The sequence below is a fragment of the Streptomyces sp. NPDC052042 genome (assembly GCF_044548345.1).
Classification (GTDB): Bacteria; Actinomycetota; Actinomycetes; order Streptomycetales; family Streptomycetaceae; genus Streptomyces.
The window spans coordinates 1-22,340 of sequence record NZ_JBIUBU010000019.1; the positions used below are offsets into that span (position 1 = coordinate 1).

A 22,340-nucleotide genomic window follows, 5' to 3' on the forward strand; every position below is an offset into this window, starting at 1 on the left:
GGAAGCTAAGCCTTTCAGCGCCGATGGTACTGCAGGGGGGACCCTGTGGGAGAGTAGGTCGCCGCCGAACAGTTTTTGTGGGAGGGCCCCGCACCACCAAAGGTGCGGGGCCCTTCTGCGTTTACGGCCAATTCAGGCCCCCTTTCTCGCTTGTCGGGACTGGTTGATCACCGCTTGGCCGCGATCACGGGAGCCCGCCTTGGCAACGCCGGCCGAGGACAGCGGCACGACAGGCGACACGACACGAGCGCAGCGGCCGGAAATGTTGTTTGTGCGGGCCCGGCGTGCGGCGGCAGTATCGGTGGATGCACCATGTGATTCGAGTCGTACGGGCCGATGAGTGGCCATTGGTCAAGGAACTGCGGCTGGCCGCCCTGCGCGACCCGGCGGCGCCGGTCGCGTTTCTGGAGACGTACGAGCAGGGCATCACCCGTTCCGATGCCTTCTGGCAGGACCGGGCGCTCGGTGGGTCCGAGGACGGGGACGGGGAAGTGCGGCAGTTCGTCGCCGTGGCGCCGGGCGGACGGTGGGACGGCAGCGTAACGGTGCTGATCGAACGGCCGGACGCGGAGGTCGGGTTCGGCGAGACGGCAGAGGTCCACCAGGCGCATGTGGTCGGTGTGTTCGTACGGCCCGAGGCGCGGGGCCGAGGGCTGGCCGAGGAACTGTTCCGAGCCGCGACGGATTGGGCCTGGTCGCTGGACGAGCCGAGGATCGAGCGGGTGCGGCTGTATGTGCACGAGGGCAACGCGCGGGCCGCGGCGTTCTACCGGCGGATCGGGTTCGCGCCTACGGGCAGGACGGCACCTGTGCCCGGGGACCCCTCCGCCCGGGAGATCGAGTGCGAGATCGGGCGTCCGGAGCGGCACCAGGAAGTCATGCGGTGACGGCCCGGCGTTCGATGGGTCGCCAGAAGCCGCGTCCGGACCATCCCGCCTGCCGCTGGGGCCCGTCCCGCCCCGCCGCCCGCGGCCGGGACGGTCAGTGAGAAGCTGCGAGTCCCTGGGGCCAGCGGGCACGGGCCTGTTCCCGGGAACGCAGCAGCGCCAGGATCGGCAGCCCCGCGGCCTCGCCGGTCCGCAGCAGTTCCGGAAGCCGAGGGAGGGGCGCCACCGCGGCGACGTCGTCGAGCACGAGGGTCATTGGTGGGTCGAGCCGACCGTCGGCTGACCGTGCGGCCAGGCGGCGGCCGTGCTCGACCACGTCTGAGGCGAGCGCCGTGAGCAGGGGCATCGCTCCGGGGCCCGAACGGGGATCCTCGATCGGCTCACCCACCACATAGAGTGTGCCCCCTTCGTCCACGAAAGATGCCAGCGCGAGCGAATCGGCCCGATTGGGTGTGCAGGCGTCGCGGATGTGGATCGCGGAGAGCGCGCCGAAGGCCCGTACGGTCAGCTCCTGTGCCATCTCGCGGCGTTCGGGGTGGGCCGTGAGGGCGGACTCCAGCAATCCGGCCAGCCCGGAAGTCGCCCGGGGATGGGTGCGCAGCAGCCGCACCGCTTCGTGGGCGCCGCCGCCCAGGGCCCAGCGGTGGACCTGGCGGAAGGGGCGGCCGTCGACGGCCGCGGCGTGCAGCCAGCACTTCAGGAGCGTCTCCGCGGTGTCGGCCGTGGTCGCGTCCATACGGGCCTGCGGCCGGACCGGGGCGAGCAGCGCGGCCGAGCGGGCCGTCGCCGTGTCGGGGTCCTCGCAGCCGGCCGTGGGTGACCAGTGCAGACGGGCCGGGGTGTCGCAGAGGTGGCCGGGGTCGTAGACGAGGACCGGGCCGAGCTTCGCCCGGGCGTCCTTCGTCTCGGCCCAGACCGTGGGGTCCGAGGTGAGCACGAGCGCGGGCCCGCCGGCCTCCTGGACCGCCCGGACGACGGTGGGGCGGCGGGTGGCGGGGGGCCCGTAGACGACGAGCGGGGCACCGGGCGCGGCGTCCGTGTGGGTCATGGGGGTGCGGGCGGGCTCGGGCACCGGGTGCCTGACGGCCGTGAGGGCCGGCTCGGGCGCCGTGCGGTCCATGGGGGCGCGGGTGGCCTCGGAATCCGTGTGCTCCACGGCGACGCGGGCGGCTTCCGGCGCGGGACCGGGCGTTTTTGGTACGGAAGCCGCCGTCGGGCCGGAGCCGGGCAGGGGATGTCCGGGCACCGGATGCGTGAGCGCCGGGCGCGGGGATGTCGACGGGGCCTGCTCGGCCGCTGCGATGGCGTCCGGGGCCTCGGCCGGGTTCTCGTCCGCCTTCTCCTGTCCGTGCCGTGCTGTCTTCTCGCTCCCGTGCCCCGCAGCCTTTCCGCGCCCATGCCGTTCGGCACGCCGCTGTGCCCGTACCACGCGCCAGCGGGCCAGTACTCCCAGCACGAACACCGTGAGCACCACCAGCACCATCAGTTCGCCTATGAACAGCCCCCAGAACAGCCCGTACCCGGAGAGGGAGTCCGCCGGGGTTCCGGGCCAGGCGGCCGGAAGGTCGTGCGGCGCGGTGACGAGCCGGCGCATCGCCAGCGGGGTCTCGGCGAGGGTGACCCCTTCCGGCCAGGCGCCGTGCGCGAACAGGCCGGCCAGGCCGGTGGCCGTCCACGCCAGGAGTGCCAGCCCGAGCAGGAACCCCATCAGGCCGACCAGCAGTCCGTCGGGGATGCCTCCGCCTCCGCCGCCGTTTCCGTGGCCGCTTCGGCTCCCGTCTCCCGGCCCGCGTACTGTGTCGTGCCCCGCCATGTCAGGCCACCGTTGACTCGGACGACTCGTTCAGCCGCCGCTGCTGGCGTTCGATCCGTGCCGCGCGCTCCTCCGCCTCCAGGTCGGCGGCGCGCACATCGTCCGGGATGCTCTCGGCGGAGGCGGATTCGGTCATCGCGCGGTCGGTGAAGACCAGCGGCCGTTCCGCCTCGGTGATCAGGTGCTTGACGACCTGGACATTGCCGTTGACGTCCCAGACCGCGATGCCGGGCGTGAGCGTCGGGATGATCTCGACGGCCCAGCGCGGCAGGCCGAGGACCCGCCCCGTGGCCCTGGCCTCGTCGGCCTTCTGGGCGTAGATGGTGCGGGTCGAGGCCATTTTGAGGATCGCCGCCGCCTCGCGGGCCGCCGCCCCGTCGACGACGTCGCTGAGATGGTGGACGACCGCCACGAACGACAGACCCAGCCGTCGTCCGAACTTCAGCAGGCGCTGAAAGAGCTGTGCCACGAACGGCGAGTTGATGATGTGCCAGGCCTCCTCGACCAGGAAGATGCGTTTCTTCCGGTCGGGCCTGATCCAGGTGTGCTCCAGCCAGACGCCGACGATCGCCATCAGGATCGGCATCGCGATCGAGTTCCGGTCGATGTGCGAGAGGTCGAAGACGATCAATGGGGCGTCGAGGTCGATGCCGGCGCTGGTCGGCCCGTCGAACATGCCGCGCAGGTCGCCGTCGACCAGCCGGTCCAGGACGAGCGCGACGTCCAGGCCCCAGGCCCGTACGTCGTCTATGTCGACGTTCATCGCCTCGGCGGACTCGGGTTCCGGGTGTCGGAGCTGCTCGACGATGTCGGTCAGGACGGGCTGCCGGTCGGTGATCGTCTCGTTGACGTAGGCGTGCGCGACCTTCAGCGCGAAACCGGACCGCTCGTCCAGGCCGTTCCCCGTTGCCACCTCGATGATGGTGCGGAGCAGGGCGAGCTGACCGGTCGTGGTGATCGAGGGGTCGAGCGGGTTGAGCCGGATTCCGCCGTTGAGCGCGGCGGCCGGGTCGAGGCGGATCGGGGTGAGGCCGAGCTGCTGAGCGATGAGGTTCCACTCGCCGACGCCGTCCTCGCCCTGCGCGTCCAGGACGACGACCTGGCGGTCGCGGAAGCGGAGCTGGCGGAGCACATACGTCTTCTCCAGCGCGGACTTGCCGTTCCCGGATTCTCCGAGCACCAGCCAGTGCGGGGCGGGCAGCTGCTGCCCGTAGAGCTGGAACGGGTCGTAGATGTATCCCTTGCCGGAGTACACCTCACGGCCGATGATCACGCCGGAGTCGCCGAGGCCGGGGGCAGCGGTGGGCAGGTAGACGGCCTGGGCCTGTCCCGTCGACGTACGGACGGGCAGCCTCGTCGTCTCCACCTTCCCGAAGAGGAAGGCAGTGAAGGCGTCCGACAGCGCGGACAGAGGATCTCGCATGGCGGGACCGGCCTCCCTCTCGTTTCTCTCGTCTGTTGGGGCTTCGCCCGGTCAGCGGCGGATGCCGGTGGCGAACGGCAGGGTGTTCACGAAGGCGCGGTGGTGCTCGCGGTCGCACCACTCCAGCTTGAGGTACGACTTGCCGGCGGAGGCGCGGATCGTCCGCTTGTCGCGGGCGAGGGCCTCGGGGGAGCGGGAGGACACGGTGATGTACCCGACGAGGTTCACCCCGGCCGCGCCGCTCGCGAGGTCCTCGCCCCGCTGATCGAGGCGGCCGTGCGCGGCGATGTCGCGCGGGTCGACGGTGCGGTTCATCTTGGCCTGACGGCTGGCCTCCGCCTCGTCGTTGGTCTTCTCGGTGAGCATCCGCTCGATGGCGACCTCGGTGGGTTCGAGGTCCATGCAGACCGCGACCGTACGGATCACGTCGGGCGTGTGGACGAGGAGCGGGGCGAGGAAGTTGACCCCGACGGGGGTCATCGGCCATTCCTTCACCCAGGCCGTGGCGTGGCACCAGGGGGCACGGGTCGCCGACTCGCGGGTCTTGGCCTGGAGGAACGTCGGCTCGACCGCGTCCAGTTCGGCCGGCCAGGCGTTGCGCTTGGTCATCGCCTGGATGTGGTCGATGGGGTGGTCGGGGTCGTACATGGAGTGCACGAGGGAGGCGAGCCGGCTCTGGCCGAGCGGCTGGCGCACCCGGATGTCGGCCTCGGTGAGGCGGGCGCAGATGTCCGTGAGCTCGCGCGCCATGACGACCGCGAGACCGGCGTCCCGGTCCAGTCCGCGACCGCCCGCGGTGCGCGCGGCACGGGCCATGGCGGTGGCCTCGGCGGCCAGCTCGCGGGTGTAGTGCATGCAGGCCACGAGGTAGGCGCGGTGCTGCTCGCTGGAGGTGGAGACCATGGACTGGAGCTGGTCGTAGGAGTCCCGCAGCCAGGACGGGGACTTCTCGTCGCCGCGCTGGGCGACGTCCTTGGCGTGGGCGTCGGGGTCGGCGGGCAGGGTGCGGGCCAGCATCTGGATGCGGGTCACGAAGCCGTCCCCGTTGGCGACGTGCTTCAGCAGCGTGCCGAACCGGTCGACGAGCGCCTCCTGGTCCTCGCTGTCGCGCAGGCCGACGCCGGGGCCCTCGATCTCGATCGCGGCAGTGACGGTGCGGCGGTCGGCGTGCAGCAGCACAGCGATCTCGTCCGGTCCGAAAGGGGCGGAGAGCCAGTTGATCCGGCCGATGCCGGGGGGCGGGCCGATCTCGACCTCCCGGCCGTCTGCGCGCACCCCGGCCTCCATGGCGCCGGAGCGGTAGGCCGCGCCGCGGCGCTGGAGGCGCTTGTAACTGCGCCTGATCTCGTACCACTTGTAGAACGTGCGGTTCCGGTACGGGACGTACACGAGGGCGAGGGCGAGCAGCGGGAAGCCGGCCAGCAGCGCGATCCGCAGGGCCAGGTAGGGGATCGCCAGACCGCTCACCATGCCGAGGAACGCGCCGACGATGATCAGCGCGATCTCCCCGGTCTCTCGGTTCTTGCCGATGATCGCGTTCGGCCGGGCCCGGCCGATGAGATACGTCCGGCGGGGCGCGATCGTGTGGGCCGGAGTCGTCAACGTCCTCCACCTCCCGTGCTGTTGTTACCTGTGCTGCCCGATCCGCCGCGCGGGGTGCGGCTGCTGTGCGGGGTTCCGGAGGCCGGACCCGAGCCGCTGCGGGGCGGGGGAGCGGTGGGGGAACCGGTGCCGCGGGAGCTGTGCGCGGCGACGCCTCCGCTGACCGGGTTGGCGGGGCGGGGCGTGCCGCCGTCGCCGCCGTTCTGGCCGCCGCGGCCGCTGTGGGTCTTGATGCCCTGGGAGACGAGGGCGGCGGGGGAGCTGATCAGCGCGGCGGCCTGGGAGCCGTCGGTGGCCTGCTTGCGGTTGGTGCGCGCGCCCTGGATCTCGTCGCCGAAGCCCGGCACGAAACGGTAGATCATCGCGGAGGCGAAGATCGCGAGCAGGATGATGGCGAGTCCGGACACCACGGAGGAGAACGCGTTCGGTCCGTCGTCGCCGGAGAGGGCGCCGGCCAGGCCGAGGACGATCACGATGACGGGTTTCACCATGATCACCGCGATCATGATGCCCGCCCAGCGGCGTACGTGGCCCCACATGTTCTTGTCGACGAGCCCCGCGTAGACGACGGTGCCGAGGAGGGCGCCCACGTACAGCAGGGCGGCGCGGATGATGAGTTCCAGGTAGAGGACGCCCGCGGCGAGGATCGAGACGAGCGAGACGACGATCAGCATGATCGGTCCGCCGCCGATGTCGGAGCCCTTCTTGAGGGCTTCCGAGAACGACCCGAAGAAGACGTCGGCCTTGTTTCCGGTGGCCGAGGCGATCACGTCGCTGACTCCGTCGGTGGCGGACACGACCACGTACAGGAGGAGCGGGGTGAAGGCCGACGCGATGACGGTCAGCCAGAGGAAGCCCACGGCTTCGGAGATCGCGGTGGTGAGCGGGACGCCGCGAATGGCGCGCTTGGCGACGGCGAACAGCCACAGGACGAGGGTGAGGACGGCGGAGGCGGCGAAGACGATCGCGTACTGGTTGCGGAAGGTCTCGTTGGTGAAGTCGACGTTCGCGGTCTGCTTCACGGCCTCGCTGAGCTTGTCGATGATCCACGAGGCGGCGTCGGCGCAGCCGCGGGCGAGGGAGGAGAGGGGGTCGAGGGAGTCGCCGGCGGCCGGGGTGTTGTTCGACCCGCGGGTGGCCGCCTCGCCCTTCTCGCAGTAGTCCTTGGCGAGCCCGACGATGAGGTCGCACGTGCCGTCGCTCGCGCTGGGCGAGGGCGACGCCTCCGGGGTGGATGACGGCAGGGGGGTGGACGAGGGGGTGGGTTCGTCGGCGGCGGCCGGGGAGGCCGACAACAGGATCAGTGTCGCCGGCAGTCCGCCGAGGACCGTCAGGAGGGAGCGCGCGCGTGGACGTCGGCCGAGGAGCGTCGAGGCGAGGGAGCGCGCGCGTGGGCGGCTAGCGGGCATAGGTGAAGCCTCCGTATCCCTGAACGGCGCCGGCGATCTCGTCCGCGGTCGAGGCCCGGTTGTCGCCGTTGACGGGCGTGGGGCCTTCCGTCTGGCTCGACGACTCGATCTTCCAGTCACCGCCGACCCACTTGAGCTTCTGCGTGAGGGTGAACCACCGTGAGGTGACGGGCTTGGTGGACTCCTGTCCGGCCAGGCCCACGAGGCCCGTGCACCAGACCTCGACGGTGGCGGTGTCGCCGCCGCGCTCGACCACCTTCGTGCCCACGGGCACGGTCCGGGAGACGAAGGTCAGGCCGGAGGGGGTGGTGCCGTCCGCGTTGAGGCCGACGTTCTCCAGCAGTCCGGGCGAGTACGCCTTCGCCAGGTCGGCCAGGAGGCCCTCCACGAGGGCGGGGTCGTGGGTGGCCTCGACGATGGACCGGCGGGTGTCGGGGCTGAACATGCCGGCCGATCCCAGCGCCACCGCGAAGTTGGACGCCGCGCTCTGCGCCCCCTGCTCGTCGTGGGCGAATCCGGAGGGGATCGAACCGTTCTTCCCCGTCACCGGTCTGGTCCCGGTGGCCGCGGTGGACGACGAGTCGGGCTTGCCGCCCGCGCGGCCCTGGCCGCCGTTCCCGTCGTCCTTGGCGCTTGTGCCCAGGTTCGCGAACGCGATGGCGGCGATCAGGAGGACGACCACGCCGACGACCATGACGAGGGAGCGGGAGGCGCGGGCAGGGCGACGGCCGCCGCCGTAGCCGTCGCCCTCGCCGTCCGGGAGGCGTGTACGGGTCTGGCGCGTACCGCCGATGGTGCTGTACGGGTCGGCGGAGCGTCCCTGGCCGCCGTAGCCCCGCTCGTCGCCGCTGCTCATGTCTCGTACGCCCTCTCAACCGTTTGTTCGGCCGCTTCCTGAACCGGGTGATACGACGGTAGCCGCGCGGCTCCCCGCGCGGGCGCGGTGTGGTGACTCGACATCAGGGGGACGCAACCTCTGCCGGTGGGCACGACGGGCGGGTGGTGGGGGGACGGGATGGTGGGGGCTGGACGCGGAAGGCCGTCGGCGGGGTGACGCCCGGTCAGACGGCCATCCCGTAGACGATGGTGAACAAGGTCCCCAGCGATCCGATGATGAACACACCGGTGAGACCCGCGACGATCAGCCCCTTGCCCTGCTCCGCGCTGAAGGTGTCGCGCAGTGCGGTGGCGCCGATGCGCTGCTTGGCCGCACCCCAGATCGCAATGCCGAGGCAGAGCAGGATGGCGATGGCCATCACCACTTCGATCATCACCCGGGCTTCGTTGCCCAGGGTTCCGAACGGTCCCCAATTTGGGGCGATTCCGCCGATGATGGTGGTGATGTCGCCTTTTTCAGCTGCCAGGATCATGTAAGTCACCGCCCCTGTCGGGTAGTTCGATGCCCCTGCCGTACGGCACGGGTCGCTCTCTATCTTCGCTGATGAAACTGCTTTCGTACGACGGCTTGACGGCTCTCTTTACCTGGATCTCGCACGTGTGACCGGTTCGAGCATCTGACCGGCGGGTCGAATCGGTGTATGAGTGAACACGGATGGTCACTCTGTGTATCACGGAGGGTGACGCCGGGCAATGATCGTCATCGCGCCATCCTGGCCCGGTTTCGGCGTGGACCAGGGCGTTCCGGGCGCGAAGCCGGGCCGTCCCTGGTTGGGAGGGGGGATCCGGTCAGAGCAGAGGGTGACGGGGGGTGGAGGGTCGTGGAGGCGTTGTCCAGGTCGGCGGTGGCCGGAAATCACGCCAGCTGCCGTCGAAGGGAAACGTTCCGGCCTCGGCGAGTCGGGCGACCGCGCGGCCCTCGTCCCGGATGGCCGACGCCTCGTCCGGGGTCCAGTAGGCGGGGTGCCCGGTCTTCTCGGCGAAGGACCGTTCGTCCTTCCACCGCCAGCTCCGGTCCGGCGCCACCGCGATGTCGAGCTCGTGGTCGATGACGTCGATGTCGTCCCCGCGGTGGATCCGGTGCTCCAGGTTCACGTACCAGCCGCGGAAGCCGCCTCGCCGGTCGAAGAGCCAGAGCACCGAGTGCGCGGCGCCGGCCGGCTGGTGGAAGAGCCCACTGCCCATCGGCCATCGGTCGGCGACCAACGGGTACCCCTCGGCCGGGCGTTCGTGCGGCGCGATGTCCCGCAGATGCCTCCGGCGCGGAAGGCGGGTGCGCCACATCGGCGTGCCGGTCTCCAGCCACACCAGTTGACCGGCCTCGGTGCGCTCGACGAGACGTACGGGCACCGAAGTGCTCAGGTGGCCGCCGATGAAGAAGTTCCAGCGGAGTATCCGGCCCGGGGCGTCGTCCATGCAGTTGATCGTGCCCACGCGCCGGCGGGCGGACACGCGTCGCGGCCGGGCGGCGCGGCCGGGCGGCGCGGCCGGGCGGCGCGGCCGGGCGGCGCGGTCGGCTCATCAGCGCGGGTCGCCGGGGCGTCCTCAGGGCCGGCCGGACGGGCCTTCCTCGTCGACGCCCTTGACGAAGTGGTCGAACTCACCCGCCTGGACGCCCTTGGTGAAGGCGTCCCATTTGGCGCGGGTGGTGGTGACGACGTTGGTGGGGTCGCCGGTCTGGCGCAGGTGGACGAGGCCGTCCGGGCCGAAGGCGACCTCGATCCAGGGACCGGCGCCCTCGTCGCCCTCGGGCGCGGCGCGGATCCAGGTCGGGTCGGCGGGGATGTCGGTCATGGGTGCGATTCTCCTTGACGGCGCGCACGAGGGGCGCCCGGGCGCCGGGGGCGTGCGCGGTCCCCGCTCCGGACGGGGCGCCGGCCTCCGCCCGCCGGGCCGTGTCGGTGGCGGGAGCGGCCACTTGGGCGGTGCCGTGCGTGCGGGGCTCGCCCCGCCGCGGTGCGAGGTCTTCCGCCACGGGCGGTCCGGCCGGTGGGCGCGGCTGGTCCGGTGACGGTCGCGGGAGGTCGGGCGATCACCGCGGGCGGGGCGGCCGCCCGGATCACTTCAGAGGCTCCGGGCGACGGCGTTCATCAGGTCGCGCGACGCGGCGGTGTCCAGCGCGAGGGACTCCATGCGGTCCAGGATCTGCCGGTACCGGTGCAGGTGGACCTCCGCGTCCAGGAGTGCCATGCCGTGCGCCTGGTCGAGCTGCACGGTGTCCAGTTGGGGTACGGAGCCGTGGAGGTAGCAGACCGGCTGACCGGTCCCCGGATACCCGCCGGCCCGGAACGGGACCACGCGGAGCGTGAGGTGCTCGCGTTCGCTCATGGCCAGCAGGTGCGTCAACTGCTGCCGGGCCACGGCCGGCCCGCCGAACCGCATGTGCAGGGCGGCCTCGTGGACGACCGCCCGGTAGGGCGCCGGATCCTCGCGGAAGACGACGCCCTGACGCTTGATCCGGAACGACAGGCGGTGCTCGATCTCCGGGGGCGTGAGCGCGGGGACGACCTGGCGGAAGACCTCGCGGGCGTGGTCCGTGGTCTGGAGCAGGCCGGGCAGGCCGGAGACGTGCGCGGTGCGCAGCGCGGTTCCGTGGTGTTCGAGCTCCGCCAGATCCAGCAGTTCCGCGGGGAGTGTGCCCCGGTACTCCTCCCACCAGCCCCGCTTCCGGTCGCCCGTCATGGCGGCCAGGGCGTTGACCAGCGCGTCGTCCGGGCAGGCGTAGTGGCAGGACAGCGTGCGCACCCGCTCGGCGCTCACGCCGTAGCGGCCGGCCTCGATGTTGCTGATGCGGGCCTGGTTGCCGCCGAGCAGCTTCGCGGCCTCCGTCGCGGTGATCCCGGCGCGTTCACGCAGCTTGCGGAGTTCGGCGCCCAGGCGTCTGCGGCGGGCCGACGGTGTGGTGCTGGGTGGCATCACTCGCTCCCCGACTCGGTCACCCACACGAGGGTATCTGTTACGGATTCCATGGATTTCGTGGAATGCATTCCATATCTGCCTCTAGTGTGTGACGCAGGCCACCGGTCCGGAAGTACCCCGCTCGACGGAGCGGCCTCGTCACCGGACAACCCGCAGCGCATCTTCCGACTTCCCTCCGTGAACGGAGACTTCCATGGCCACTGCCACGGTATCCCCGCCCTGGGCGTACACCCTTCAACTCCCGCGAGATCCCCGCGCTCCTGGTGTGGCTCGCGCGACGCTCCGCACCGCATTGCGCGTGCACGGTATGCCCGAACTTGTCGAGAACGTCGAACTGCTGGCGAGTGAGCTGGTCACGAACGCGTATCTGCATTCGGAGGGCCCGTACTCGCTGCGCCTGCGCGAGGCCGGGCGCGGCCGGGTCCGGCTGGGTGTCCGGGACACCAGTCCGCACATCCCCGCACCGTTCCGGCGGGGCGTCACACCGCCGGCGGAGTCGGCCGGGCGGGGGCGCGGGCTGTATCTGGTGACGCTCTACGCGGAGAGCTGGGGTGCGGTTCCCCTGTGTGCCGGTGTCGGGCGGCCCGAACGATCCCTGCCGGACGGGGAGTCGTCGCCGGATCGGAGGCGGTCGCGACAGGAGGAGCAGGGGAGCGGGCTGCTGGAACGCGGCCTGTCGGGGCAGGGCGGAAAGCTGCTCTGGGTGGAGTGTGCGGCCAAGGAGGAGGGCGCGGAAGACGCGTATGAGTCGGCGTCAGGGCCGGGGTGGTGAGTTCTCGGCGGCGCGTGGCATGGGGCCGTCTGGTGGCGGCACGTCCTCAATAGCCCATATATGGGCGGTCGGTGATGGCGCGACGGGCACGTGTCACCTGGGTCTTTGAGCCTGGCATTGGGCCCTGGGGCCCATGCGTGCCCTGTAGCCGTGTGGTCGCATAACGGTACCGGGGGGAACTGTCGCTGCGCCCACTCACAAAGCTGGGGAGACTCGCCGTGTCTGGCATACGAGAATTAGCGGTACCGGGTGGCGCCGGCATCGGTGCCGCCGAAGTTCCTCCGGGTAGACAGCCGTTGTCGCGCCCCTTGCAGGCGGTGCTGGTTCTCGTACGGCTTCTCTTCGCGGTCACCGTCATCGGTGTGATCGACACGCTCGTCGCGGCGTCGTCCGTCGATGCGGTGAACGCCCGGCTGTTGGGCATGCTCGTGTACGCGGCCCTGCCCGGCGTGGTCGGGTTCGTGCTGTCGCTGTACGTGCGTACCGGCGGCGTCTGGATCCGGCGCGGGCTCCTCGCCGTACACATCTGGCTCGCCCTGGGTGCGCTCGCCACTCTGAAGGACGGCACCGCCGGGCAGGGCCTGGCGCAGCTCGTGGTGCCGATCGTGGTGGTCGTACTGCTCTGCCGAGCCGGCTCGCGCGAGTGGTTCCGGCTGCCGTCCGAACAGCGCGTCCAGTACCCGTCGTTCAGCATCGCGCGGATGCTCCGGTGGCGTCGTGAGGACGTCGGCCAGACCGCCATGGAGTACCTGGGCATGATCCTCGTGGTCGTGGCCCTCATCGGTGCGATCGTGGCCACGGGTATCGGCGCGCAGCTGACCGGGCAGATCCAGAACGCCATCTGCCAGTTGACCGGGAGCGCCTGCGCGCCGCCGAACAGCAACGTGGAGGCCGGCAAGGGCTCCGGTACGACCGGCGGTGGCGGGTCCGACTCGGGTGGTTCGGGCTCCGAGGGCGCGACCGTGACGGGTGGTACCGGCAGCGGTGGGTCGGGCGGCTCCGGCGGCTCGGACTCGGGTGGTTCGGCCGGGTCCGGCGGATCCGGTGGGTCCGGAGGTTCCGGTGGGTCCGGAGGTTCCGGGGGCACGGGCTCCTCGGGCGGTTCCGGCGGCGCGGGCTCGTCCGCGGGCGGGGCCGAGGGTTCGGGCGGCTCCGGTGGCTCCGGTGAATCGGCAGGCGGCGATTCTTCTTCGCCGGTCGACGCGGGTAGACCGGACGGGACGCCGGGCTCCTCCGGCCCCTCCGAGGGCGGCTTCCTCGACGGTGTCGTCGGCGACGGCGGCCTGTGGGGCGACGTCACCGGCGTCGTCGACGCGGTCTTCCGCCCCGGCGAGACGGTCAAGGGCATCGCCGACCAGTACGGTCAGGCGGCACGCGGCGCGGGCGACAAGTGGGACAAGGGCCAGTTCATCGCCGCAGCCTGGGACATGACCAAGGGTTCGGGCGCGGTCGCCGGTCTGCCCGGCTCCGGTTCCCGGGTCGACGAGGCGGTGCAGGGCGCGACGCGCGACTACCTCGACGCCCAGATCCCGAGCAACGCCTCCGCGGCCGACCGCAAGGCGTGGTGGGACGGACTGACGCAGCAGCAGCGCGACCAGTACCTCGACCTCTCCTCGGAGAAGATCGGCTATCTGGACGGCATTCCGGCGGCGGACCGAGACAAGGCCAACCGCAAGAACCTCCCCGAGCTGATCGAGAAACTGGAGGGGAAGACCGACTCCAAGTCGAAGAAGCAGCTGGCCGGCCTGCGGGAGATCGAGCGTCAGCTGAACGAGGGCAGCCAGCCCCCGATGTACCTGCTCGGCATCAGTGACGAGGGCAACGGGAGGGCCATCGTCTCGTACGGGAACCCCGACACGTCCCAGCACGTGTCGGCCTATGTGCCGGGCCTGAACACCTCGCTGGACGAGGACTTCGCCAAGTCGGGCCTCAAGCGCGCCCGCGACACGGCGATCGGCGCCCAGGGCTACGACCAGTCCAGCGCGGCGATCGTCTGGCTCGGCTACGACGCCCCGCAGTCGCCGGACGGGCTGCACAGCCTGGCCGTCGCGAGCACCAGCCGGGCGGAGAAGGGCGGAGTCGCGTACAACGACTTCATGGCGGGCATCTCGGCCACCAACCAGCAAGCGGATCCGCACATCACCGCGATCGGTCACTCCTACGGCTCGCGCACCGTGGGTGCCGCGACACAGCACCCGGGCGGCATCCCCGGGGTCGACGACATCATCCTCGTCGGCAGCCCCGGGGTCGGCGTGGACCGCGCCGTGGACCTCGGCGTCGGCGCCGGGCATGTCTTCGTCGGTGCCGCCGAGAACGATCCGGTCACCCATCTCCCGTCCAAGAAACAGGTGGCCGCGGGTACCGTGGGGATGATCCTGGGAGGCCCGGTCGGCGCGTACATCGCGGGCGACCTGGCCGACAAGGGCAACGACGACCTCTGGTTCGGCAAGGACCCGGCGAGCAAGGCGTTCGGGGCCAAGCGGTTCCCGGTGGCTCCGGGGACGCCGTTCATCAGTACCGGCGGGGTGAGCTTCGACGCGCACTCCAACTACTTCGACCCGGTACGGGACGCCATGTCGGCGGACGCCATCGCCCTGATCGTGTCGGGCAACTCCGACAGGCTCAAGATGGAGGAACAGCGATGAAGCGAAGGTTCCGGTTCGTCGCGGTGGCGTTGGCCGTCGGCTTCGCGCTGACGGGCTGCGGCAATGAGCACACGCGATCGGGCGGCGGCGAGAGCCGGCCCGCTTCCACCGGGAATGACATGAGTACCAATGACGCCGGGGACACCGGGGGCCCCTCGAACACCCAGGAGGTCGACGGTGTCCGGCGCGCCAAGAGGAACGACATGAACATGCAGGAGGCCGCCGAGCGGTCGGACGGAATGCTCGACGCCGTACTCAAGGCGATCGACCCCGAGGTGCAGTGGGCGCACGGCCCGACGACCACCGGAAGTTGCGAGGTGACCCGCAGGCGCACCGTGATGACCATCGTGTCGGCGGAGCGTCGGCAGAGCTTCCTGGCCCAGGTGGAGAACTTCTGGCGCGAGAACGGCTACCGCATCAAGGGCAGGAACGACGACGAGGTGTTCCCGGCGCTCTACGCGCAGACGAAGGACGGCTTCGGGATCAGCGTGAGCGTCCGCGGCAAGGGGCAGGTGTTCTTCGAGGCGGACAGCCCCTGCGTGAAGGAGTCGAAGGTCGCCGACTCCACGTCGAAGCCGAACGGACCGGAGTACAAGGGCGTCTATCCGCTTCCGCGCCCCAACGTCCGCTCCGGTCACTGGTCCGCCGACGCCTCCTGACACCGGATCAGCGCATGCCGATCCCGGATCGGCATGCCGTGCGCCCCGTCGGCCGGTCAGTGCGCCCCACTGGCCGGCCGGTGCGCCCCCTTCGTCACCCGGTGTGGGGGAACGGCTCGTGAACGACCCCGGTGATCCGGTTGATTCGTACACACCCGCGAAACCGGCCATGAAAACCGCCCCGATGGGGGATGGTTGAAGGGTGCGAAAATACTGGGTGATCGGTGGCGTCGGCGTCGGCATGGCCATGTGCTTTGTGGCGCTGCTCGTCGTCGGCACATATTCCGCCGCGGCCGGGCTCGCGAGTTCGGGCAGGAGCGGGGCGGTCGGGCTGGCGAAGGGCGCGGTGCCCGCGAAGTACCAGGCTCTGGTGCAGAAGTGGGGCAACCTCTGCCCCGCCATCAACCCGGCGCTCCTGGCCGCCCAGCTCTACCAGGAGAGCGGATGGAACCCCCGGGCCCAGAGCCCCGCCGCCGCCCAGGGGATCGCGCAGTTCATCCCGGGCACCTGGGCCGCGCACGGGATCGATGGCAATGGCGACGGCAAACGCGACGTATGGAATCCGGAGGACGCGATTCCGTCCGCTGCCTCGTACGACTGCGAACTGGCCGGGTATGTGAAGAAGGTGCCGGGCGACCAGACGGACAACATGCTCGCCGCGTACAACGCCGGCGCATACCGGGTGATCCGCTCCGGTGGGGTCCCGAACATCGCGGAGACGAAGAACTACGTCACCATCATCCGGTCGCTGGAGAAGAGCTTCGCCCGGCCGGTGGGTCGGGTGCGGCCCTCGGAACAGGCGGCCGGCGCGATCCACTTCGCCCAGAACAAGCTCGGCACGCCCTATCTGTGGGGCGGGAACGGTACGCCGGAGCAGGGCGGACGGTTCGACTGCTCGGGGCTGACCCAGGCCGCGTACCGCACGGCGGGGATCGAGCTGCCCCGGGTGGCGAACGACCAGTACAACGCCGGACCGCACCCCTCGCGCGACGAACTGCTCCCCGGTGACCTGGTGTTCTTCTCGGACGACCTGACCAACTCGCGGGCCATCCGGCACGTGGGGCTGTACGTGGGAGGGGGGTACATGATCAACGCGCCGTACACCGGGGCGGTGATCCGGTTCGACAAGATCGACACCCCCGATTACTTCGGCGCGACCCGCGTGACGAAGGACGGGGCGGCGGCCCTCCCGACCGACCTTCCGGGCGACCGACCGGAGGTCTGACGCGGCACACGGCGGTGGCCGGAACTCTCTGTAAGGCCTAGGCCCTGAGCTGCGACGATGAGTCACTCTTCGATAACGTCATAGTGATCATTCGGTGGAGACCGGAACGCGCGCGCGGGCCGCGCCGTTCCCCGGGTGGACTGGACGGCCCGGGTGGACCGGGCGGGTCGCGGTCGATGACGCGCCGACCGCGCGAAACCGACCGGACAGGTCCTCACGACCGGGTCCGCGCGGACGCGGCCTCACAGGCCGGCACAGCCACGCGGTGATCGAACCGACACGGGGGTTCGCCAGAGCGGTGCACGGGTGTGCCCGCGCCAGCTGAGAAGACAAGGGGCCGCGGCAGATGGCTGGACTCGCACTGGATGGGTCGAACCCCGACGTCCGCCTGCTCTACGAGATCAACGGGCTGGCGAAGGCCGCCCCTGCCTGGTTCGACCGGATCATGGAGTTCGTGGGTGAGTACGGGATCATGCTCGGCATGGTCCTGGTGGTCCTGTGGTGCTGGTGGAGCGTGCGCCGGCGCGGCACGGCCGAGGACGCGGTGTCGGCGGTCGCCGGGATCGTCTGGGCGCCGCTCGCCGCCGGGATCGCCCTGCTCGTCAACATCCCGATCCGGGGATTCGTGGAACGGCAGCGTCCGTTCCGGGAGCACACGGGACTGGAGGTGCTCGTGGAGGGGAAGAACGACTTCTCCTTCGTGAGCGATCACGCCACGATGGCGATGGCCCTGGCGGTCGGACTCTTCGTGGTCAACCGGAAGTTCGGTGTCGCCGCGATCGCCCTGGCCCTGCTGGAGGGCTTCTGCCGTGTCTACATGGGGGTCCACTACCCGACCGACGTCATCGGCGGACTGGCGCTGGGCACCGCGGTCGCCCTGCTGCTCTCTCCGCTCGCGATGATGCTGCTGACCCCGTTGGCGGGGGCGGTCTCCCGCTCGGACCGCCTCGGCGGCCTCGTACGGTCGCGCCGGGTACCGACAGGTGCGGGGAGCACCGGCCGACCGGGGACGATCGGGATTCCCGAGCCGTGCCCGGGGGCGGTCTGCGGAGACGGCGAGAAGGGCCTGGCCGCATAGGGAGACCGCGGGCGGGGACCGCGCCGGGGAAGACCGCCGCACGGCGGTGCCCCGGCGTGCGGAGAAGCCGGCCGCGGAGAAACCGGCGTGCGGGAGAGAGCGGCGTGCGGGAGAGGGCCGGGAAACGGCCCGCCGGCCGCTCGCCGAAGGCGAGGTGGCGGGCCGTCGGGCCGCTCGTGGGCCGTGGACGGGCCTGCCCGGACCGGAGGCGGGGGAGCAGCGGAGCGCAGGGGGAGCCCGAGGGGTCAACGGGCCCGCAGCGGCCCGACGTTCCGCCGGTCCGGAGTTCCGCCCGGTCAGAGCGCCTGCGGGTAGGTGAACAGGCGCTCCGGGTCGTACCGCCGCTTCAGGTCCGCCAACCGGTCGGCGGCCGTGCCGTAGTAGGCCCGGCGCCAGTCGCTCAGCGACGGGTCCGAGTAGTTCTGGTAGGCCGCCCCGGACGCGTACCGGCGCATCGCCGCGTGGGTGTTTTTCAGCCAGTCCTGCTGTGTACTGCCCGCCGTCCCCGGGGTCCAGGCGGCGATGTACTGGGCGAGTACGCGTGAACGCCGGTGGACGAACGCCGTCGCTTCCGGGGCGACCCGGTTGATCGCGCCGCCGAGCGCGGTCAGCGTGATCGTGCCGGAAACCCCGCTCCCCGTCACCGGGATCCGGGTGAACGCCTCGGCCCGGTCGGCCAGGGCGCCGATGCCCGCGGGGGACAGCGGACGGTCGTAGAAGTCGGACGCGGCGGCGTACGTCTCCCGCCGGAGCGCGCCCTGTTCGGTGCGGCCGGGCGTGGTACCCGGCAGATGGCACTGGGCGTCGCTGAGGCCCGCGCAGCCCGCGTACCCGAGCATCGCGTCCTGGTAGCTGCGGCGGCGCAGCGACACGGAGGACGCCGGGGCGCCGATCCGGCCGGCGAGGCGGTCGACGGCGTTCTGCAGCTCGTCGTACGTGCCGAGGCTGAACGCGGCCACCGTGACGGTGGGGGGCACACCGCCCGGACCGGCGGCGAGGTGCAGCGAGGACCAGATCTCGTCCGGCTGCGAAGGCCCCCACTCCTGCCACGCCGTGACGGCGGCACGGGCCCGGGACCAGGGCCAGGAGAGATAGGCGGTGACGGTTCGCGGGGTCGGACGGGTGCGGAACGTCAGCTCGGTGACCACGCCGAAATTGCCGTTGCCCGCGCCGCGCAGCGCCCAGAACAGGTCCGGGTGGTGGCGGTCGTCCGCGGTGATGGTCCTGCCGTCGGCCGTGACGAGGGTGACCGAGGTGAGGCTGTCGCAGGTCAGGCCGTACGCGCGGGAGACGACGCCATGGCCGCCGCCGAGGGCGAGGCCGCCGATGCCGACCGTGGGGCAGGAGCCGCCGGGGATCGTCAGGCCGTGGCGGGCGAGCCCCTGGTAGACCTCGACGAGTCTGGCACCCGCGCCGATCGTGCCGCCGCTGTCGACGCGCGAGAGCGACGAGACGTCGATGACGAGGCGTCCGTCGCCGCTGGACCAGCCGGCGTAGGAGTGGCCGCCGCCGCGGATGGCGACGGGGGTGCCGGTGCGACGGGCGAAGCCCAGGCATGCGCGGACGTCGGCCTCGTGCCCCACGTAGGCGACGGCGGCGGGTTTCAGGCCGTCGAACCGGGTGTTGTAGAGCTGACGGGCGGTCGGATAGTCCCCGTCCCGGGGGCGTACGAGCCTGCCGTCGAGGCTCTTCGCGAGGGCGGACCAGTCGGCCGGACCCGTGGCGGAGGACTTCGACGGGGTGGGGGAGGGCCCGCCCGGGGTGCCCGACGTGGCCGACGCGCCGCCGGACCCGGCCGGGTCGTCGCCGATGCCGGAAGGGGCGTCACACGCGGTCGCGGTGGCGGCCGTGAACGCCGCGACGGCGCCAGCGGCGAGCACCGTGCGCCGGTCGGGCGCGGCCCGTCGGCCGGGCTCGATGCGCGGGTGGAGTACGGGTGGCTGGTGGGGCGGGTTCATCGGACCTCCGGGACATGGCGCGCACGGGCCGGTCGGTGGGGGGAGAGGCCGGGATGTGGGGCGTGGGGTCTAGGGAGACGCGCGGTGTCCCGCGGCGTCGCTCCGGGCCCGGTCGCGGGAGCGCCGGGCCGGGCCCGACCAGCCGCAGGCGCAGCGGGCGAGGCAGAACGAGCCGCGTTCCACGGTCGTGGGTTCGTGTCCGGAGGACGCGGAGGTGGGGGTGGCCGGAAGGATCTCGGCGGTGTGTTGGGCGTACACCCGTCCACGGTACTGGGCACCGCCACTCGGCGGTGCGGCGTTCGGGGACGGCGTGACGGGGGACACGGGCTGTCGTTATCCGGAACGGATGGGGGGCTCCGGCAAGCGGTAAGTCGTTGGGGGTTGGCAGGCGATGGTGGTGCAGCGGCACAGATCCGGACGCGGGGCGCGCGCTGTCTGCGCCCTCGCCGCGGTGGGCGTGATGGCGGCGACCGCCGGATGCGGGGGCGGCCGGGGCGGCGACAGCGCCGTGGCCGAGGAACGGGGCGGGGCCGACTCGCTCGACATGGTCCGCCGCGCGGCCGAGGCGCTCGACGGGACCGTGTCCGGCACGGGAACGGGGACGCTGGCCGGGGCGGCGTCCCGTACGGGGGCCGAGGCCGGCAGCGCCCGGGTGCGTACGGCGATGGAGACCGCGGCGGGCGGGACGCGGGTGACGATCAGGGGCGACGGGACGTACGACTTCCACCGTCGCACCGGCAGGCTCAGGGTCGTGCTGCCCGAGGACGCCGCGGGTGCGGACGAGCACCGCCCCATCACCGAACTGCTCGTGCCGGGCGCGCTCTACATGATGAACCGAGGCGCCGGGGTGCCCGCCGACAAGTGGGTCAGGATCGACACGACGACGCTGGCGGACGGGAATCTGGTCACCGGTGGGGCGACCGACCCGATGGTCGCGGTGGAACTGCTGCGCGGGGCGCGGCAGGTGACGTACGTGGAGAGGACCGTGCTCGGCGGGGTGAGGGTGCGCCACTACCGAGGGGTCTCGGACATCGGACGGGCGGCCCGTGAGGCGTCGCCGGGATCGCGGGGGGCGCTGGCCGCGGCGGCGAAAGGATTTCGCACCCGCGCGGTGCCGTTCGACGTGTATCTGGACGAGCAGGGGCGGCTGCGCGAGGTGCGCCACCGGTTCAGCTTCGCCGGCGAGGGGCCGGCGGTGGAGGTGACGTCGACGACGTCGCTGTCCGAATTCGGGGTGCCCGTCTCCGTGCGGCTGCCGGACGACCGCGACATCTACACCGGGAAGATCGAGCAGCGGTAGACGGCGGCGGACGGGTCCGGCAGGCCGCAGGGGTCCGTGAGGGGGACGGACGGGGCAGTGGGAATGCGGAAACGGGCGGGGCGGGACAGGGCCGGACATAGGCAGTCCGGCGGGGCGGAAATGGTCCGTCCGTGCCATGCGCGGCGCGTGCCCTCCTGCCTACGCTGGGAAGCCGGCGACGGCAATGAGAGGTGAGTGACGTGGTGACGCTCGGCACACGGACCGAATCCGACCATGTGGCTCTCGCCGAGATCGAGCTCTGCGGCGAGTTGATGATCGCGGCGTCGGCCGCGATCGGGGAACGGCTCAGCCCCGCCCGGATCGACGAGGTGCTGAACGTGGGGGTGGTCGCCGAGCGGGCCGCCGCCCCCCGGTGCGGTGACCGCTCTGCGTGAACCATGGTCACGGCGTGTGTCCGGCCCCTGGGGGCGGTCGGCGACCGCCCGGCCGGGTGTGAACGGCGGCCACCCGGCGGGACCGGTGCCCGGCCGGGCACCGCGCGTCAGGTGCGCAGCAGCCGGGCGATGGCCTTCGTGGCCTCCTCGACCTTGGCGTCCACCTCGTCGCCGCCCTTGAGCGCGGCGTCGGCCACGCAGTGCCGCAGGTGCTCCTCCAGCAGCTGGAGCGCAAAGGACTGGAGCGCCTTCGTGGACGCCGAGACCTGGGTGAGTATGTCGATGCAGTAGACGTCCTCGTCGACCATGCGCTGCAGGCCGCGGATCTGGCCCTCGATCCGGCGCAGCCGCTTGAGGTGCTCGGCCTTCTGGTGGTGGTAGCCGTGTATGCCCCGGTCGTGGTCGGTGACGACCGGTTCCGCCGTCCCGGCGGTGCCGGGACCGGGGGCGGGGGCGGTCGTCGTACCCGCGGTGGTGTCGGTGCCCGCGGCACCGGCTTCCGTGGTGGTCGCGGTGGTCCCGGTTGTGGTCATGGCTGCCTCCCGTTTTCCCTTCACTACTGCCGTCCATATACCCCTGGTGGGTATATCCTAACGAATTCTTCCGAAACGTGACCGGGGGCCCGTGCCGATCTGCACGGCCCATGGGCGACACTGAAGAACGCCGGTTAGCCGTGGCCGGATGATGCGCCTAGCATCAGCCTGACCGAATCCAAAGCACCCCGAGGACCCCACGTGCGTTTTCGTCTGACCCCCAGGGAGACGAGCTTCTACGACATGTTCTCCGCTTCCGCGGACAACATCGTCACGGGCTCGAAACTCCTGATGGAACTGCTCGGGGCGGATTCCGCGTCCCGAGGCGAGATCGCTGAGCGCATGCGGGCGGCGGAGCACGCGGGAGATGACGCCACGCATGCGATCTTCCATCAGCTGAACTCCTCTTTCATCACGCCGTTCGACCGTGAGGACATTTACAACCTCGCTTCGTCGCTCGACGACATCATGGACTTCATGGAGGAGGCCGTCGACCTGGTCGTGCTGTACCAGATCGAGGAACTCCCCAAGGGTGTCGCGCAGCAGATCGAGGTGCTGGCCCGGGCGGCCGAGCTGACCGCCGAGGCGATGCCCGGACTGCGGACCATGGACAACCTCACCGAGTACTGGATCGAGGTCAACCGCCTGGAGAACCAGGCCGACCAGATCCACCGCAAACTGCTCGCCCACCTCTTCAACGGCAAGTACGACGCCATCGAGGTGCTGAAGCTCAAGCAGATCGTGGACGTGCTGGAGGAGGCGGCCGACGCTTTCGAGCACGTCGCCAATACGGTGGAGACCATCGCGGTCAAGGAGTCCTGAATC

At 71.3% G+C, this 22,340-nt stretch carries 21 protein-coding genes; 9 read left to right on the forward strand and 12 right to left on the reverse strand.

The window, feature by feature from the left end; genetic code table 11:
- The first annotated feature begins 305 nt into the window (after positions 1–305).
- Positions 306–887, forward strand: coding sequence for a GNAT family N-acetyltransferase (locus tag ACIHCL_RS26340; RefSeq protein WP_399865457.1), 582 nt, complete (start codon positions 306–308; stop codon positions 885–887).
- 94 nt (positions 888–981) lie between these two features.
- Here the strand turns inward: ACIHCL_RS26340 and ACIHCL_RS26345 are convergent, their stop codons facing one another.
- The 9 genes from ACIHCL_RS26345 to ACIHCL_RS26385 all read right to left on the reverse strand — a co-directional run bounded on the left by ACIHCL_RS26345 (position 982) and on the right by ACIHCL_RS26385 (position 10,947).
- Positions 982–2,700: a type VI secretion protein gene (locus ACIHCL_RS26345; RefSeq protein ID WP_399865460.1), complete on the reverse strand. Its 1,719-nt coding sequence runs from the start codon at positions 2,698–2,700 to the stop codon at positions 982–984.
- 1 nt (position 2,701) lies between these two features.
- On the reverse strand, positions 2,702–4,123 hold the full coding sequence (locus tag ACIHCL_RS26350) for an ATP-binding protein (RefSeq protein WP_399865462.1): 1,422 nt from the start codon (positions 4,121–4,123) through the stop codon (positions 2,702–2,704).
- A 51-nt stretch (positions 4,124–4,174) separates the two neighbouring features.
- Positions 4,175–5,725, reverse strand: coding sequence for an SCO6880 family protein (locus ACIHCL_RS26355; RefSeq protein ID WP_399865464.1), 1,551 nt, complete (start codon positions 5,723–5,725; stop codon positions 4,175–4,177).
- On the reverse strand, positions 5,722–7,134 hold the full coding sequence (locus ACIHCL_RS26360) for a hypothetical protein (protein ID WP_399865467.1): 1,413 nt from the start codon (positions 7,132–7,134) through the stop codon (positions 5,722–5,724). Before ACIHCL_RS26360 ends, ACIHCL_RS26355 begins: the two co-directional genes overlap by 4 nt.
- Positions 7,124–7,990, reverse strand: a complete 867-nt coding sequence (locus tag ACIHCL_RS26365; RefSeq protein WP_399865468.1) for a hypothetical protein — start codon at positions 7,988–7,990, stop codon at positions 7,124–7,126. Before ACIHCL_RS26365 ends, ACIHCL_RS26360 begins: the two co-directional genes overlap by 11 nt.
- 205 nt (positions 7,991–8,195) lie before the next feature.
- Positions 8,196–8,504, reverse strand: coding sequence for a hypothetical protein (locus tag ACIHCL_RS26370; RefSeq protein WP_024493027.1), 309 nt, complete (start codon positions 8,502–8,504; stop codon positions 8,196–8,198).
- Between the two features lie 316 nt (positions 8,505–8,820).
- Entirely contained in the window at positions 8,821–9,447 is a 627-nt protein-coding gene (locus ACIHCL_RS26375; RefSeq protein ID WP_399865469.1) for a DUF402 domain-containing protein, read from the reverse strand.
- Positions 9,448–9,576: 129 nt separating this feature from the next.
- Positions 9,577–9,825 (reverse strand): DUF397 domain-containing protein, encoded by a 249-nt coding sequence (locus ACIHCL_RS26380; protein ID WP_399865472.1) that lies wholly within the window; start codon positions 9,823–9,825, stop codon positions 9,577–9,579.
- 270 nt (positions 9,826–10,095) lie between these two features.
- Entirely contained in the window at positions 10,096–10,947 is an 852-nt protein-coding gene (locus ACIHCL_RS26385) for a helix-turn-helix domain-containing protein (protein WP_399865473.1), read from the reverse strand.
- Between the two features lie 196 nt (positions 10,948–11,143).
- Here ACIHCL_RS26385 and ACIHCL_RS26390 point away from each other — a divergent pair, with 196 nt between their 5' ends.
- From ACIHCL_RS26390 to ACIHCL_RS26410, 5 genes are all read left to right on the forward strand, one after another.
- Positions 11,144–11,722: an ATP-binding protein gene (locus ACIHCL_RS26390; RefSeq protein ID WP_399865475.1), complete on the forward strand. Its 579-nt coding sequence runs from the start codon at positions 11,144–11,146 to the stop codon at positions 11,720–11,722.
- Positions 11,723–12,018: 296 nt separating this feature from the next.
- Complete coding sequence (locus ACIHCL_RS26395) at positions 12,019–14,367, forward strand: alpha/beta hydrolase (protein WP_399865476.1); 2,349 nt, start codon at positions 12,019–12,021, stop codon at positions 14,365–14,367.
- Positions 14,364–15,026, forward strand: coding sequence for a hypothetical protein (locus tag ACIHCL_RS26400; protein ID WP_399865478.1), 663 nt, complete (start codon positions 14,364–14,366; stop codon positions 15,024–15,026). The genes ACIHCL_RS26395 and ACIHCL_RS26400 overlap by 4 nt, the downstream gene beginning before the upstream one ends.
- 217 nt (positions 15,027–15,243) lie before the next feature.
- Positions 15,244–16,251, forward strand: a complete 1,008-nt coding sequence (locus ACIHCL_RS26405; RefSeq protein WP_399865709.1) for an NlpC/P60 family protein — start codon at positions 15,244–15,246, stop codon at positions 16,249–16,251.
- A gap of 346 nt (positions 16,252–16,597) precedes the next feature.
- Positions 16,598–17,329: a phosphatase PAP2 family protein gene (locus tag ACIHCL_RS26410; RefSeq protein WP_399865479.1), complete on the forward strand. Its 732-nt coding sequence runs from the start codon at positions 16,598–16,600 to the stop codon at positions 17,327–17,329.
- A gap of 296 nt (positions 17,330–17,625) precedes the next feature.
- On the opposite strand, the gene ACIHCL_RS26415 is transcribed toward ACIHCL_RS26410, so the two are convergent.
- Both ACIHCL_RS26415 and ACIHCL_RS26420 read right to left on the reverse strand, forming a co-directional pair.
- Entirely contained in the window at positions 17,626–19,287 is a 1,662-nt protein-coding gene (locus ACIHCL_RS26415; protein WP_399865481.1) for an FAD-binding oxidoreductase, read from the reverse strand.
- A 69-nt stretch (positions 19,288–19,356) separates the two neighbouring features.
- Positions 19,357–19,545 carry a hypothetical protein gene (locus ACIHCL_RS26420; protein WP_399865482.1) on the reverse strand — a complete coding sequence of 63 codons (189 nt, stop codon included), beginning with the start codon at positions 19,543–19,545 and terminating at the stop codon, positions 19,357–19,359.
- Positions 19,546–19,678: 133 nt separating this feature from the next.
- On the opposite strand from ACIHCL_RS26420, the gene ACIHCL_RS26425 reads away from it, so the two are divergent.
- Both ACIHCL_RS26425 and ACIHCL_RS26430 read left to right on the forward strand, forming a co-directional pair.
- Positions 19,679–20,587, forward strand: a complete 909-nt coding sequence (locus tag ACIHCL_RS26425; RefSeq protein ID WP_399865483.1) for a hypothetical protein — start codon at positions 19,679–19,681, stop codon at positions 20,585–20,587.
- 200 nt (positions 20,588–20,787) lie between these two features.
- Entirely contained in the window at positions 20,788–20,982 is a 195-nt protein-coding gene (locus ACIHCL_RS26430) for a hypothetical protein (RefSeq protein WP_399865711.1), read from the forward strand.
- Between the two features lie 107 nt (positions 20,983–21,089).
- Here ACIHCL_RS26430 and ACIHCL_RS26435 read toward each other — a convergent pair whose 3' ends face one another.
- Complete coding sequence (locus tag ACIHCL_RS26435) at positions 21,090–21,515, reverse strand: metal-sensitive transcriptional regulator (RefSeq protein ID WP_399865485.1); 426 nt, start codon at positions 21,513–21,515, stop codon at positions 21,090–21,092.
- A gap of 201 nt (positions 21,516–21,716) precedes the next feature.
- On the opposite strand from ACIHCL_RS26435, the gene ACIHCL_RS26440 reads away from it, so the two are divergent.
- Positions 21,717–22,337, forward strand: coding sequence for a DUF47 domain-containing protein (locus tag ACIHCL_RS26440; RefSeq protein WP_399865487.1), 621 nt, complete (start codon positions 21,717–21,719; stop codon positions 22,335–22,337).
- Positions 22,338–22,340 lie beyond the last annotated feature (3 nt).